This window comes from Caballeronia sp. EK (assembly GCF_014384845.1).
Lineage (GTDB): Bacteria > Pseudomonadota > Gammaproteobacteria > Burkholderiales > Burkholderiaceae > Caballeronia > Caballeronia jiangsuensis.
The window spans coordinates 306,543-321,526 of record NZ_JACSUE010000009.1; the positions used below are offsets into that span (position 1 = coordinate 306,543).

The following is a 14,984-nucleotide window of genomic DNA, read 5'->3' on the forward strand; positions in this document are numbered from 1 at the left end:
GATGGAAAATCGCCGCCGGGCGATGCGGAATCGGGCGCGACACGTCGTTGTCTTCCGAAAGTGGACGATCCGCGCGGTTAAGTCCCGTTTAAGCCTGTGGCGAGCCTGCGCGGCTACAATGGGTCGCGGCTTTGAGGCCGCCCATGTAACCACGAACAGACATGTGCCATGCGAATCCTGCTTGTCGAAGATGACCGGATGATTGCCGAAGGCGTGCGCAAGGCGCTGCGCGCGGACGGCTTCGCAGTCGACTGGGTGCAGGACGGCGAGGCCGCGCTGACCGCGGTCACGGGCGAGTCTTACGACCTGATGCTGCTCGACCTCGGTCTGCCCAAACGCGACGGCCTCGACGTGCTGAAGACATTGCGCGCGCGCGCCAACTCGCTGCCGGTGCTGATCGTGACGGCGCGCGACGCCATCGCGGACCGCGTGAAAGGGCTCGACGCCGGCGCGGACGATTACCTCGTCAAGCCCTTCGATCTCGACGAACTCGGCGCGCGCATGCGTGCGCTCATTCGCCGGCACGCGGGGCGGGGCGAGTCGCTCGTGCGGCACGGTGAACTGACGCTCGATCCGGTCGGTCATCAGGTGACGCTCGCGGGCGCGCCGGTATCGCTGTCGGCGCGTGAGTTCGCGCTGCTCGAAGCGCTGATGGCGCGGCCCGGCGCGGTGCTGTCGAAGAGCCAGCTCGAAGAAAAGATCTATGGCTGGGGCGAGGAAATCGGCAGCAACACCGTCGAGGTGTACATCCATTCGCTGAGAAAGAAGCTCGGCGCCGATCTCATCCGCAACGTGCGTGGCCTCGGATACATGGTCGCGAAGGACGCCTGATGCGGTCGATCCGCCGGCAATTGCTGATCTGGCTGCTCGCGCTCGTGATCGTCGGCGTGGGCTTTGCAGGATGGCTCATCTATCGGCAGGCGCTCGCGGAAGCCAACGAACTCTTCGATTACCAGTTGCAGCAGATCGCGGCCGCGCTGCCGTCCGAGCCGTTTTCTTCAGTGCTGAGTTCGCGCAGCGAGAGCGACGAGGGCGTCGTCATCCAGATCTGGAATCGCAACGGCGTGCTGATGTACTACTCGCATCCGCGCGTGCCGCTCGCGCCGCACGCCGAACTGGGTTTCTCCACCGAATCCACGCCGCGCGGCGAATGGCGCGTGTATAGCGCGATCGTCGGCGACAACGTCGTGCAGCTCGCGCAGCCGCTGTCGATCCGCAATCGCGTCGCGGCGGGCGTCGCGTGGCGCACGCTGTGGCCGCTCGTGCTGCTGCTGCCGCTGCTCGGGCTCGCGATCTGGGTGATCGTCGGGCTCGGCCTCGCGCCCTTGCAACGCGTGACGCGCGCACTCGATACGCGTCATCCCGAAGCGCTCGATCCGCTCTCCGATCAACGTCTGCCGCAGGAAGTGCGGCCGGTCGTGCGCGCGTTGAATGCGCTGCTTTCGCGGCTCTCGGCTGCGCTCGATACGCAAAAAGCCTTCGTCGCCGACGCCGCGCATGAACTGCGCACGCCGCTCGCGGCAGTGCAGATTCAGGCGCAGCTCGTCGCGCGCGCGCAGGACGACGAAACGCGCCGCGAGGCGCTTGGGGATCTGCATGAAGGCATCGCGCGCGCCACGCGGCTCGCGGAGCAATTGCTCGCGCTCGCGAGATCGGAGCCGGACGGCAAGGGCGTCGAGACGCAAGTCGATCTGCGGGAACTGCTCGAAGCTTGCGTGCGCGGTTGCGTGCTGGTCGCGCAGGAGCGCGGCGTCGATCTCGGCATCGAGGCGAGCGAACCGGCGACCGTGAAGGGCGATGCGGATTCGCTGCGCGTGATGTTCAACAACCTCATCGACAACGCAACGAAGTACACGCCCAAAGGCGGACGCGTGGACGTCTGCCTGATGTTGCGGGACGGGCGTTCGGTCGTCGAAATCTCCGATACCGGGCCGGGCATTCCGCAAGAAGAACGCGAACGCGTGTTCGATCGGTTCTATCGCGTGGGAGAGGGCGCGAATCGCGCGCGCACCGACGTGGCGGGCAGCGGGCTCGGGCTCGCAATCGTGCGTCGCATCGCGGTTCAGCACGGTGCGGCGGTGTCGCTCGGACAGTCGGAAGCGGGCGGGCTCAAGGTCATCGTGACGTTCTGATGCCGCGTTCGCGCCGCTTCTCTTGGCGGTGACTCTTTCGGACTTATCTTCTTCGATCGAGCGTTCCTGATCACTAATATCGCTCTTGTTGTTTGAGTGGTCTGGAGCAGGAAGCAGCAGTTGGAAGGTCGCAGTAAAGACGTTGAAGTTGAAGTAGTAGCAACGCAGTTCGAAGTAATGCAGTGAGTTCTACGCAGTGCAGCAGTACCCGCAGTAAGTGCAGTAGAAGCAAGCCGCAGTACCAGGGGCGTCTGTTCACAGACGCCCTTTTTCGTTTTTTAAGAAAGGATTAAGCGACACCCCGTAATCTTGCTCCATCGAATCAGCGCGCTCTTCAAGAGCGCATCCCCTCGTCAGGAGCACACGATGAAAGCGAAGATCCTCACCCGCAGCGCCGTCGCAGCGGCCGTTGCAGTTGCCTTGTCGGCGGGCTACGTGGCTGGACACAACAACGTGCCGGCGCCGCAGGTCATCGCGCCAGCCGCGGCGGCGATGATGCCCGCCGAAGCCGCAGCAAAAACAGGCATTCCTGACTTTTCCGGCCTCGTCGAAACCTATGGTCCGGCTGTGGTGAACATCAGCGCGAAGCACGTCGTGAAGCAGGCGTCGAATCGCCGCGGCCAGAATCAATTGCCGATGGATCCGGACGATCCCCTCTACCAGTTCTTCAAGCGCTTCGGCGGCATGCCCGGCTTCGGCGGCGGCGATGGCGGTCCCGGCGCGGATCGTCCGAGCGAAGGTCTCGGCTCCGGCTTCATCGTGAGCAGCGACGGCTACATCCTGACGAACGCGCATGTCGTCGACAACGCCAACGTCGTCACCGTGAAGCTGACGGACAAGCGCGAATATCGCGCGAAGGTCATCGGCGCCGACAAGCAATCGGATGTCGCCGTGCTGAAGATCGACGCGAAGGATCTGCCGACCGTGAAAATCGGCGATCCCAACGGCAGCAAGGTCGGTCAGTGGGTCGTCGCGATCGGCTCGCCGTACGGCTTCGACAACACCGTGACCTCGGGCATCATCAGCGCGAAGTCGCGCGCGCTGCCCAACGAAAACTACACGCCGTTCATCCAGACCGACGTGCCCGTGAACCCGGGCAACTCGGGCGGCCCGCTTTTCAATCTGCAGGGCGAAGTAATCGGCATCAACTCGATGATCTATTCGCAGACGGGCGGCTTCCAGGGCCTTTCGTTCGCCATCCCGATCAATGAGGCGATCAAGGTCAAGGACGCGCTCATCAAGACGGGGCACGTCGATCGCGGCCGCCTCGGCGTGACGGTGCAGGGCATGAACCAGACGCTCGCGAACTCGTTCGGCATGAAGTCGCCGCAAGGCGCGCTCGTGAGTTCGGTCGAGCCGGGCGGACCGGCCGCGAAGGGCGGGTTGCAGCCGGGCGACGTGATCACCGCGCTGAACGGCGTGCCGGTGACCGATTCGACCTCGCTGCCGTCGCAGGTCGCGGGCCTCTCGCCGGGCACCGCCGCGAAAGTGACAGTGTGGCGCGACAAGGGCGCGAAGGATCTCTCCGTGACGATCGGCGCGCTCAAGGATGCGAAGACCGCGAGCGCGAACACCGGCGGCGACGACGGCGCATCGGCGCAGGACGCGCGCTTGGGCGTCGCGGTGCGTCCGCTCACGCCGGAAGAGAAGCAGAACGATTCGCTCTCGCGCGGCCTGCTCGTGCAGCAGTCGAACGGCGCGGCGGCGAACGCGGGCATCCAGCCGGGCGATGTGATTCTCGCCGTGAACGGCCAGCCGGTCACGTCGGTGCAACAGTTGAAGTCGATGGTCCAGCGCGCGGGCGACAGCATCGCGCTGCTGATCCAGCGCGACGATGCCCAGATCTTCGTTCCGGTCGATCTCGGCTGACGCGCATGCGCTGGTCCACGCGATGCGGGCACGAACCATGCTCCACGGTTCCCTGGTGCCCCATCGCGTGAAATCGACGCATCGGGCGTGACGCCGCCGGCTCCCGGGCGCGGCGGCATCGGACAAAGGAGCAGAAACATGACGAGCAAGACCACGGGCAGGCTGGCGGCCGCAGTTCTCGTTGCGGCGATGAGCGCCGGCATGGCGGGCGGCGCCTGGGCGCAGGCATCGGGCGGCACGACGAGCGACATGTCGAGCGCGGGCAACACCAACGGCGGTGGCCTGCCGCAAATTCAGCAGCAAGGCGACGTCTCCTATACGTCCGGCGGCGTGGGGCTCGACGAGTCGCGTGCATTGTTGCGTGAACAGGCGCACTGGCCGCTGTCGCTGCGCTTCACGGGCCCGACCGCCGATTACCTCTCGGGTGTGCACGTACGCATCGTCGACGGCAAGGGCGGCGAGGCGCTTTCCACCGAGTCGATGGGACCATATATGCTCGTCAAGCTGCCGCCGGGCAGCTATACGGTCTACGCGAAGTACAAGGATCAGGAGAAAAAGCAGGCAGTGACGATCGCCGGGCCCGGCAAGGCCAAGGCGGCGTTCCACTGGAACATTCAGTAAGCGCGGGCGTCCAAAGGGGATACGCCCGGGGCATCGAAAGCGCTCACGCAGAATCGGAAGTTTGTCTCATAATTAAGCCGCGGGCGTCTCGATGACTCGTGGCTTTTTCTTGGGATGTCGGTTTTCACGCGGGAGGGGCAGCACGATGGGCACGGAACTGAACGACGGGCACCAGACGGCGCATCACATCGAGATCACGCTGAATGGCCGCCGCTGCCGCGTGATTCATCAGGGCGTGACCTACGCCGATACGCACGCGTCCCTCACGCTCATCGAGCCGGGCGCGGAAAACGTGCACTACTTCCCGCGCGCCGACGTGAACATGGCGCGTCTGGAACGCTCCATCCACACCACGGATTGTCCGATCAAGGGCCAGGCCACGCACTATCATTTGCTGACCGAAGACGGTCCGGTGGAGAACGCCGCGTGGAGCTACGAATCGCCGCTCGACGCCGCCGCGAAAATCAAGGGCTATCTCGCGTTTTACGTTTCGCGTGTCGATCGTATCGACGAAACGTCATAGGCGCGCAGCCGAACAGACACCTCACGCCCGCTCGGTCATAACGAACGCATGCGATCCTTTTGCCGGAGGCTCGAATGGAAGTCACCGATGCATTGTGCGTTCCGCTCGACCCGGCGCATGTCCGGGAGGCGCTCTCCGATCTCGCGTTGCTGCGCGCGAGCCTCGACAATTGCGAGTCGTTCACGCGTACGCCCGGCGGCGAGTATGTCCTCACGCTGACCGTGCCGCTCGGCGCGCTGCGGGCGCGCTACGAGATCCGCGCCCATGCCGCCGGGCGCACGCGTCAGGCGGGGCATGCGGAAAGCGAGATCGCCCAATCCGACGATGCCGTGTACGCCCGCACGTTGAGCTTCAAGGCGCGCGGCGAGGGCGTCGGCTCCTTGCGCGGGCAGATTGCGGTCGCGTTGAATCCGGACGACGATGGCGGCGCCACCTGGATCGAATACACCGTCTGGGCGACGGTATCGGGGCCGCTCGCCGGCCTGCCAGCCCGCCAGATCGAAAATGCGCTGCGCGAAGGCGCCGACGAATTCTTCGCCGAATTCTGCGAAGTGGTGCGCGCGAAGCACGCCTTGCCGTCGATGCGTGCGGCGGGCGAGCGCGCCGAGCGCCGGCACGTGTTCTTGCGGCCGAGCGCGATGTCGGCGGCATTCTCGCGTCGCTCGGGCGCGATGCGCACACCGTCCGCCGATGCTCACGCGAGCGGCGTGCTGCGGCATCGTCTGCACGGGCATGCCTTCGGGCATCACGAGCGCGATCATTCCCACGATCCGCATCCGCTCGGCTTGCCCATCTGGGCCTGGGCGGCGATGCTCGTGTGCGTCGCGCTGTTCGCCTATTTCGCGCAGCACATCGGGCTGCAATGACCGGCTACGTCCCGCGAAACGCCCGTCGATAAGCCGACGGCGAAGTCTTCAGCGTCTGTGCGAACTGCTGGCGCAGCGTCGCGCCGGTGCGAAAGCCGCTTCGTTCCGCGATGCGATCGATCGGCAGGTCCGTATCTTCGAGCAAGCGCTGCGCGAGCGCGACACGTTGCCCGACGAGCCACGCGCCGACCGTCGCACCCGTCGTTTCCCGAAAGCGCCGCGTAAAGTTGCGACGGCTCATCGCCATGCGCGCGGCGAGCGCATCGAGTGAATGATCCGTTTGCAGATTGGCGCGCAGCCAGTCGAGCAGTCCGGCGAGCTTTTCGCCGTTCTGGCGCTCGGGAACCGGCTCGTCGATGAACTGCGCCTGCGAGCCCTGCCGATGCGGCGGCACGACGAGCCGCCGCGCGACCTGATTCGCTGCGTGCGAGCCCGCCAGCCTGCGCAGCACGTGCAGGCAGCAATCGAGTCCGGCTGCGGTGCCGGCCGAGGTCGTGATGTTTTCATCGTCGATATAGAGCACGTTCGGATCGAGCCGCACGCGCGGATAGCGCCGCGCGAAATCGTCGGCCCATGCCCAGTGCGTCGTGGCCGCGCGGCCGTCGAGCAGGCCCGCCGCCGCGAGCACATACGAGCCGAGGCACAGCCCGACGACATACGCGCCGCGTGCGTGCGCCGCGCGAAGCGCATCGAGCAGCGCATCGGGCGGCATCTCGTCCGGATCGCGCCAGGACGGCACGATGATCACATCGGCGTCGGCGAGGGCGTCGAGCGAATGCCGGGCCGCGATCGTGAAGCCGGCGGATGTCGCGAGCGCGTGCGGTTCGGCGGCGCAGACGCGAAAGTCGAACGACGGCACGCCGATCCCGCCGCGCTCCTCGCCGAACACGATGCACGGCACCGCGAGATGAAACGGGCTGATGCGGTCGAACGCGACGACAGCGATCGAATGGCGGGTCATGCGCGCTCCGGGAAAACATCGAATAGATGCATTTTGGCCCGATTCCGATGAAAGTTGGCGATCGGGCCACTTCTGGACATCGCGCGGGCGCGGCGACAATGCTTCGACCAACCACGAAGGAGCTGACCATGCCGCGCCGCGCCCTGATCGTCATCGATGTGCAGAACGAGTACGTCGATGGCAACCTGTTGATCGAATATCCCGATGTGAAGGTGTCGCTTGCGAATATCGCGCGCGCGATGGACGCCGCCGAAAAGCACGGCGTGCCGGTGGTTGTCGTGCAGAATTTCGCGCCGGCGAGCGCACCGATCTTCGCGCGCGGCTCCGCGATGGCCGAGCTGCACGAAACGGTGGCGTCGCGGCCGCGCGCGCATTACGTCGAGAAATCGCTGCCGAGCGCATTTGCCGGCACCGATCTCGCCGACTGGCTGACGGCGCACGACATCGACACGATCGTGATCGCGGGCTACATGACGCACAACTGCGACGACTCGACCGTCAAGCACGCGGTGCATGCCGGCCTCGCGGTGGAATTCCTCGTGGATGCGACGGGCGCCGTGCCCTACGAAAACAGCGCGGGCCGTGCGAGTGCGGAAGAGATTCACCGCGTGTTCACGGTGGTGATGCAGTCGCGTTTCGCCGCGGTGCTCGCTACGGATGACTGGATCAGCGCGCTGGAAAGCGGCGAGCCGCCCGCGCGCGACAACATCTACGCGTCGAACCAGCGAGCACGCGCCGCGAATTCAGGTCGTTAAGAGGAGGGCCGGGCTGCAACGCAGCGCGTCGAAGCACGCGTCGATGAGCGCTTCGGCATCGCGCTCCGGATGGACGAGGTCCGGCAGCATCAGCGAATCATGCAGGATGCCGGTGAACAGGCAGTGAAGCATGGTCGTCGCGCGGTTCGTGTCGAGCGTCGCGGGAAGCTGCTTTTTTTCGACGGCGTTGCGCAGCGCGCGCTCGATGCGCTCCATGCCGTCGCGCATGTTGTTCTGATGCCGCTCGCGCACCGGTCCCATTTCCTCGACGAACTCGCATTTCAGAAAGAGGATGTCGAAGACGCGGCGGCGCTGCTCGTCGGTCGTGATGTTGCGCATGCACCAGACGAACAGCTCCCGAAGGCGCGTGAGCGGGTCTTCTTCCTTGCCGTCGAGCGTGGTTGCGACGAGCTCGTCGAGCGGCAGCAGGCTGCGGTCGAACATCGCGTTGAAGAGATCGCCCTTGTTGGCGAAATGCCAGTAAATCGCGCCGCGCGTCACGCCCGCCGCCTGCGCGATATCCGCGAGCGTCGTGCGCGATACGCCTTTCTCATAGAAGACGCGCTCGGCCGCGTCGAGAACTCGATTGCGCGTTGCCTGCGCTTCTTCCTTGGTTCGTCTGACCATATCGTGCGGCCTTTCGGGCCGTCTGCTCCAGCTCTTGCTGCCGTTGAACGGGCGTGTCGCGCGCCCCTTGTCTAAGGTTGGCCGACCGAAGTCGGACGCCTGAACGAGTTGTTTCTCGCTTCAAATGGGGATAAACGTGTACGCGTTTATACATTCATCCACGAATGTATATACAATACCACCCGTCCACCGATATTCACAAATTTCAGCCGCGGGCGAGCAGATTCCGAATTAAGCTTTCGTTTCCATTGCGCGTTCGGCCTTCCTTGGGCCACTGGCGGCGCTTCAGAGCGTCGCGCACGTGCATGAAATGCCGGCCGCTGGCCGGCGTCGCCGCTCAATCGTCGGATAAGTTTTGTTTATTGGAAGCGTCTTGAAGGACGCTCGTGCGCGGCATTGCCCGGGGAAGGCCGCCGCGCACTTACTTCACTCTCAGTCTTAGACAGAGGTCGCTCCATGCGCGTCGAACGGATTCCACTCCGCTTACTCACCGCCGCGACGGCTGCCGTGTTCCTGGCAGCGTGCGGGCAAAAACAATCAGCGCCTCCGCCGCAAACGCCCGAAGTGGGCACCGTCACCGTGCAGCCGACGAGCGTGCCGGTCGTCGTCGATTTGCCGGGCCGCACCAACGCCTACCTCGTCGCGCAAGTGCGCGCCCGGGTCGATGGCATCGTGCTGCGCCGTGAATTCACGGAAGGCTCCGAGGTCAAGGCCGGCCAGCGGCTCTACAAGATCGATCCGGCGCCGTACATCGCCGCGCTGAACAACGCGAAGGCGACGCTGGCGAAGGCGCAGGCGAACGTCGCGTCGCAGAACGCGCTCGTGTCGCGCTACAAGATCCTCGTCGCGGCCAACGCGGTGTCGAAGCAGGACTACGACAACGCCGTGGCCTCGCAAGGCCAGGCCGTGGCGGATGTCGCCGCGGGCAAGGCATCGGTCGATACCGCGCAGATCAACCTCGGCTACACCGATGTCGTCTCGCCGATCACCGGCCGCACCGGCCTTTCGCAGGTCACGCCGGGCGCGTATGTGCAGGCGAGCGCCGCGACGCTCTTGACCACCGTGCAGCAGCTCGATCCGATCTACGTCGACCTGACGCAATCGAGCGTCGAGGGCCTGCAACTGCGCAGGCAGATCCAGGAAGGCCGCCTGCAGACCGAAGGCATCCACGCCGCGAAGGTCACGCTCGTGCTCGAAGACGGCCGCACCTACACCGAGCAGGGCAAGCTGCAGTTCTCCGACGTGAGCGTCGACCAGAGCACCGGCTCCGTGACCGTGCGCGCGATCTTCCAGAACAAGGACCGCGTGCTCCTTCCGGGCATGTTCGTGCGCGCGCGCATTCAGGAAGGCGTGAACGATCACGCGCTCGTCGTGCCGCAGATCGGCGTCACGCATGACCAGAAGGGCACGCCGACCGCGCTCGTCGTCAACAAGGACGGCAAGGTCGAACTGCGCCAGCTCGTCACGAGCGCCACCTACGGCAACAACTGGGTGGTCGACAGCGGCCTGAACCCGGGCGATCGGGTGATCGTGAACGGCGTGGAAAAGGCGAAGCCCGGCATGCAGGTGAAGCCGGTCGACGCGAAATTCCCGTATCCGGCGTCGGACGCACAGGCAGCGCAGGCGCCGGGCGCATCGGGCGCGCAGGGCGCCGCCGCCGCTCCGGCGAACGCAAGCGGCGCGAGTGGTGCGCAGGCTGCATCGGCCGCTTCGGGCGCGCAATAAAAGGGAGCCTGTTACATGGCAAAGTTTTTTATCGATCGACCGATCTTCGCGTGGGTGATTGCGATCATCCTGATGCTGGCGGGGATGGCGTCGATCTTCACGCTGCCGGTCGCCCAGTATCCGACGATCGCGCCGCCTGCGATCCAGATCAGCGCGACGTATCCGGGCGCATCCGCGAGCACCGTCGAAAACACGGTGACGCAGGTGATCGAGCAGCAGATGACCGGTCTCGATCACTTGCTGTATCTGTCGTCGACATCGGATGACTCGGGCACGGCGACCGTCACGCTGACGTTCGCGGCGGGCACGAACCCCGACATCGCGCAGGTGCAGGTGCAGAACAAGCTGCAGCTCGCCACGCCGCTCTTGCCGCAAGTCGTGCAGCAGCTCGGCACGAAGGTCACGAAATCGAGTTCGAGCTTCCTGCTCGTGCTCGCGTTCGTGTCCGAAGACGGCAGCATGAGCAAGTACGACCTCGCGAACTACGTGGCGTCGAACGTGGCGGATCCGCTCTCGCGTATCGACGGTGTCGGTACGACGACACTGTTCGGCTCGCAGTACGCGATGCGCGTCTGGCTCGATGCGACCAAGCTCACGAACTACGCGCTCACGCCCGTGGACGTGAAGAACGCCATCAACAATCAGAACGTGCAGGTGGCGGCGGGCGGTCTCGGCGGCACGCCGGCGGTGGCGGGGCAGATGCTGCAGGCGACCATCACCGAAGCGACGCTGCTGCGCACGCCCGAGCAGTTCGGCAACATCCTGCTGAAGGTGAATCAGGACGGCTCGCAAGTGCGCCTGAAGGATGTCGCGAAGATCGACCTCGGCGGCGAAAACTACAACTTCGACACGAAGTACAACGGGCAGCCGACGGCGGGCTTCGGTATCCAGCTCGCGACGGGCGCGAACGCGCTCGCCACGGCGAAGGCGGTCCGGGCCAAGATCGACGACCTCTCGAAGTACTTCCCGCACGGCCTCGTCGTGAAGTATCCGTATGACACGACGCCGTTCGTGCGCCTGTCGATCGAGGAAGTGGTCAAGACGCTGATCGAAGGTATCGTGCTCGTGTTCCTCGTGATGTATCTGTTCCTGCAGAACCTGCGGGCAACGATCATCCCGACGATCGCGGTGCCGGTCGTTCTGCTCGGCACGTTCGCGATCATGTCGGCGGTGGGCTTCTCGATCAACGTGCTGTCGATGTTCGGCCTCGTGCTGGCGATCGGTCTGCTCGTGGACGATGCGATCGTGGTCGTGGAAAACGTCGAGCGGGTGATGTCCGAAGAGCATTTATCGCCGCGCGAGGCGACCCGCAAGGCGATGGACCAGATCACCGGCGCGCTGATCGGCGTGGCGCTCGTGCTGTCGGCGGTGTTCGTGCCGGTGGCGTTCTCGGGCGGCTCGGTCGGCGCCATTTACCGGCAATTCTCGCTGACCATCGTCGCGGCGATGGTGCTGTCCGTGATGGTCGCGTTGATTCTCACGCCGGCGCTGTGCGCGACGATCCTGAAGCCGCATCCGGAAGGGCATCAGCCCGAAAAGAAGGGCTTCTTCGGCTGGTTCAACCGCACCTTCAACAAGAGCCAGGCGAAGTACCACAGCGGCGTGCAGCACGTGATCCGGCGCTCGGGCCGCTGGCTGATCATCTATATCGTGGTGATCGTCGCGGTGGGCATGCTGTTCCTTCGTCTGCCGAAGTCGTTCCTGCCTGACGAAGACCAGGGCACGATGTTCGTGCTCGTGCAGGCGCCGGCCGGTTCCACGCAGGAATACACGGCGCATGTGCTGAAGGACGTGCAGGAGTATCTGCTGAAGGACGAGAAGGCGATCGTCGAATCGGTGTTCACGGTGAACGGCTTCTCGTTCGCGGGCCGCGGCCAGAACTCCGGTCTCGTGTTCGTGCGGATGAAGGAATATGCGGACCGGCAGCACAGCGACCAGAAGGTGCAGGCGCTCGTCGGGCGGATGTTCATGCACTTCGCGCCCTACAAGGACGCGATGATCTTCCCGGTCAATCCGCCTTCGATTCCCGAACTCGGCACCGCGGCGGGCTTCGACTTCGAGCTGCAGGATCGCGGGGGCCTCGGCCACGCGAAGCTGATGGAAGCGCGCAACATGCTGCTCGGCATGGCGTCGAAGGACGCGACGCTCGCGCAGGTGCGCCCGAACGGCCTGAACGACACGCCGCAGTTCAAGGTGAACATCGACCGCGAGAAGGCCAACGCGCTCGGCGTCGCGATTTCGGACATCGACCAGACGTTCTCGATCGCCTGGGCGTCGCAGTACGTGAACAACTTCCTCGACGTCGATAACCGGATCAAGAAGGTCTATGTGCAGGGCGACGGTCCGTTCCGCATGAATCCGGAAGACATCAACAAGTGGTACGTGCGCAATGGCGCCGGAACGATGGTGCCGTTCGGCGCGTTCGCGACCGGCAACTGGACTTTCGGGTCGCCGAAGCTCGAGCGTTACAACGGCATCTCGGCGGTGGAAATCCAGGGCGCGGCAGCACCCGGCAAATCGACCGGCCAGGCGATGACGGCGATGGAAGCGATCGCGGCGAAGCTGCCGGCGGGCATCGGCTACGAGTGGACGGGTCTGTCGTATCAGGAACGCCAGTCGGGTTCGCAGGCGCCGATCCTGTACGGCATCTCGATCCTCGTCGTGTTCCTGTGTCTCGCGGCGCTGTACGAAAGCTGGTCGATTCCGTTCTCGGTCATCATGGTCGTGCCGCTCGGCGTGCTCGGGGCGCTGCTCGCCGCCACGCTTCGCGGTCTGGAAAACGACGTGTTCTTCCAGGTCGGCCTGTTGACGACGGTGGGCCTGTCGGCGAAAAACGCGATTCTGATCGTGGAATTCGCGCGCGAGTTGCGCATCCAGGGCATGTCGACCGTGGAAGCGGCGATGGAAGCGGCGCGCCTGCGGTTGCGCCCGATCCTGATGACGTCGCTCGCGTTCATTCTCGGCGTGATGCCGCTCGCGATCAGTAACGGCGCGGGCTCGGCGAGCCAGCACGCGATCGGCACCGGCGTGATCGGCGGCATGCTGACCGCGACCTTCCTTGCCATTTTCATGATCCCGATGTTCTTCGTCGTGATCTCGAAATTCAGCAAGAGCAAGGACGTGCCGTCGCCGGGTACATCGGGCGATATCGAAGGTCCGCATGGCGGCTCGCAGAATGGCTCCCGATAAGGAAGGACATAGAAATGCTTAAACATTCCTTGATCGCGGCCGCCGTAGCGGTATTCGCCGCGGGTTGCACGCTCCAGCCGAAATACGAGCAGCCGGCGGCGCCCGTCACGCAGACGTTTCCGGAAGGCGGCGTGTACGCGCACCAGCCGGACGCGTCGTCGTCGGCGAGCAATGGCCGCAGCGCGAACGGGCAGAGCGCGCCGGAGATCGGCTGGCGCGATTTCTTCGCCGATGCGCGTCTGCAGAAGATCGTCGAGCTCGCGCTGAAGAACAATCGCGACTTGCGCGTCTCGGTGCTCAACGTCGAGGCGGCGCGCGCGCAGTATCAGATCACGCGCGCCGGCCTGTTCCCGACGCTCGACGCAGCCGCGTCGCAGAGCAAGCAGCGCACGCCGCGCAATCTGTCGTTCTTCGACCAGACGATCTCGAACACGTATTCGGTCGGCCTGAACGCGTCGTGGGAAATCGACTTCTTCGGGCGCATCCGCAGCCTGAAGGATCAGGCGCTCGCGCAATATCTGTCGACTGCCGAATCGCGCAAGGCGGCGGAGATCGCGCTGGTGTCGTCGGTGGCGGATCAGTATCTGACGATGATCGCTTACGACGATCAGCTCACCGTCACGCTGAACACGCTGAAGACGGCGCAGGAGTCGTTCCGCATCACGAAGCTGCAGTACGACAACGGCACGGGCACCGAACTGGACTTGCGCCAGTCGGAAGGCGTCGTCGAAGAGGCGCAGGCGAATCTGCAAACGCAGTCGCGTCTGCGCGCGCAGGCGGAAAACGCGCTGGTGCTGCTCGTGGGCGAACCGTTGCCCGCGGACCTGCCGCCCGGCATGCCGCTCGACACGCAGAATCTGCTGTCGGACATTCCGGCGGGCCTGCCGTCCGATCTCCTGACACGCCGTCCCGACATCGCGGCGGCGGAGCAGTCGCTACTCGCGGCCAACGCGAACATCGGTGCGGCGCGTGCGGCGTTCTTCCCGCGCGTTTCGCTGACGGGCAGCTTCGGCACGCTGTCGCCGACGCTCGGCGGTCTGTTCAAGCCCGGTTCGGCTGCGTGGTCGTTCGCGCCGCAGATCACGGTGCCGATCTTCGAGGGCGGCCAGAACAAGGCCAACCTCGATCTCGCGAACGTGCAGAAGCGCATCGAGATCGCCAACTACGAGAAGGCGATCCAGACCGCGTTCCGCGAAGTCGCGGACGGCCTCGCGGCGCGCGGCACGTTCGACGAGCAGATCAAGTCGCTCGAACGCTTCGTGAATTCGCAGAGCCGGCGTCTGGAGTTGTCGGACCTGCGCTATCGCAATGGCGTCGACAGCTATCTCGCGGTGCTGACCGCGCAGACGGCGCTGTACGAAGCGCAGCAGTTGCTGATCACGGCGCGGCTGAATCGCCTCACCAACCTCGTCGATCTGTATCAGTTCATGGGCGGCGGATGGATCGAGCGTGCCGGCGAAGCGCCGCGCCCCGCCGATGCGCCCGTCGACTACGGCTCGCAGAGCGCGCCGCCGCAGCCGGCCTCGGCGCCTGCGGCGAGTTGATCCGCCCGACGTGATTGAAACGAAGCCCGGCCGCGCGCCGGGCTTTTTCTTGGTGCGCCGAGCATGCACAACAGCTTGGGGGTGCGAGTCCCCTGTCCAACCTGATGGTGGTGAAGGACTAGCGAAACGCAAGGGCGTCGTCGTGAGGCGGGGTCTGAAGGAAGCGTGTAGC

At 65.0% G+C, this 14,984-nt stretch carries 12 protein-coding genes; 10 read left to right on the forward strand and 2 right to left on the reverse strand.

The features are described 5' to 3' along the window. Positions 1-168: 168 nt before the first annotated feature. The 6 genes from IAG25_RS27325 (at position 169) to IAG25_RS27350 (ending at position 6,011) form a co-directional block, all read left to right on the forward strand. A complete protein-coding gene (locus IAG25_RS27325; RefSeq protein WP_035497832.1) occupies positions 169-831 on the forward strand; it encodes a response regulator in 663 nt (220 codons plus the stop codon). Beyond that, entirely contained in the window at positions 831-2,132 is a 1,302-nt protein-coding gene (locus IAG25_RS27330; RefSeq protein ID WP_187607601.1) for an ATP-binding protein, read from the forward strand. Before IAG25_RS27325 ends, IAG25_RS27330 begins: the two co-directional genes overlap by 1 nt. Positions 2,133-2,498: 366 nt before the next feature. Continuing rightward, on the forward strand, positions 2,499-4,001 hold the full coding sequence (locus IAG25_RS27335; RefSeq protein WP_187607602.1) for a DegQ family serine endoprotease: 1,503 nt from the start codon (positions 2,499-2,501) through the stop codon (positions 3,999-4,001). Between the two features lie 138 nt (positions 4,002-4,139). Next, a complete protein-coding gene (locus IAG25_RS27340; RefSeq protein WP_187607603.1) occupies positions 4,140-4,622 on the forward strand; it encodes a carboxypeptidase regulatory-like domain-containing protein in 483 nt (160 codons plus the stop codon). A 145-nt stretch (positions 4,623-4,767) separates the two neighbouring features. Further along, a complete protein-coding gene (locus tag IAG25_RS27345; protein ID WP_187607604.1) occupies positions 4,768-5,145 on the forward strand; it encodes a DUF427 domain-containing protein in 378 nt (125 codons plus the stop codon). Positions 5,146-5,219: 74 nt separating this feature from the next. Continuing rightward, on the forward strand, positions 5,220-6,011 hold the full coding sequence (locus IAG25_RS27350; RefSeq protein WP_187607605.1) for a CoxG family protein: 792 nt from the start codon (positions 5,220-5,222) through the stop codon (positions 6,009-6,011). Positions 6,012-6,015: 4 nt separating this feature from the next. Here the strand turns inward: IAG25_RS27350 and IAG25_RS27355 are convergent, their stop codons facing one another. After that, positions 6,016-6,972: a helix-turn-helix domain-containing protein gene (locus IAG25_RS27355; RefSeq protein WP_187607606.1), complete on the reverse strand. Its 957-nt coding sequence runs from the start codon at positions 6,970-6,972 to the stop codon at positions 6,016-6,018. A gap of 122 nt (positions 6,973-7,094) precedes the next feature. Between IAG25_RS27355 and IAG25_RS27360 the strand changes: the two genes are divergently transcribed. After that, the gene (locus IAG25_RS27360) at positions 7,095-7,727 is read left to right on the forward strand and encodes a cysteine hydrolase family protein (RefSeq protein WP_187607626.1); all 633 of its coding nucleotides are present in this window, start codon (positions 7,095-7,097) and stop codon (positions 7,725-7,727) included. Here IAG25_RS27360 and IAG25_RS27365 read toward each other — a convergent pair. Continuing rightward, on the reverse strand, positions 7,716-8,354 hold the full coding sequence (locus IAG25_RS27365) for a TetR family transcriptional regulator (protein WP_187607607.1): 639 nt from the start codon (positions 8,352-8,354) through the stop codon (positions 7,716-7,718). The genes IAG25_RS27360 and IAG25_RS27365 overlap by 12 nt on opposite strands. Positions 8,355-8,810: 456 nt before the next feature. On the opposite strand from IAG25_RS27365, the gene IAG25_RS27370 reads away from it, so the two are divergent. Genes IAG25_RS27370 through IAG25_RS27380 form a run of 3 tightly spaced genes read left to right on the forward strand, consistent with a single transcriptional unit; the run spans position 8,811 to position 14,812 of the window. Next, complete coding sequence (locus IAG25_RS27370) at positions 8,811-10,079, forward strand: efflux RND transporter periplasmic adaptor subunit (RefSeq protein ID WP_187607608.1); 1,269 nt, start codon at positions 8,811-8,813, stop codon at positions 10,077-10,079. A gap of 15 nt (positions 10,080-10,094) precedes the next feature. Next, positions 10,095-13,268 carry an efflux RND transporter permease subunit gene (locus IAG25_RS27375; RefSeq protein ID WP_187607609.1) on the forward strand — a complete coding sequence of 1,058 codons (3,174 nt, stop codon included), beginning with the start codon at positions 10,095-10,097 and terminating at the stop codon, positions 13,266-13,268. A gap of 14 nt (positions 13,269-13,282) precedes the next feature. Next, positions 13,283-14,812, forward strand: coding sequence for an efflux transporter outer membrane subunit (locus tag IAG25_RS27380; protein WP_187607610.1), 1,530 nt, complete (start codon positions 13,283-13,285; stop codon positions 14,810-14,812). Positions 14,813-14,984 lie beyond the last annotated feature (172 nt).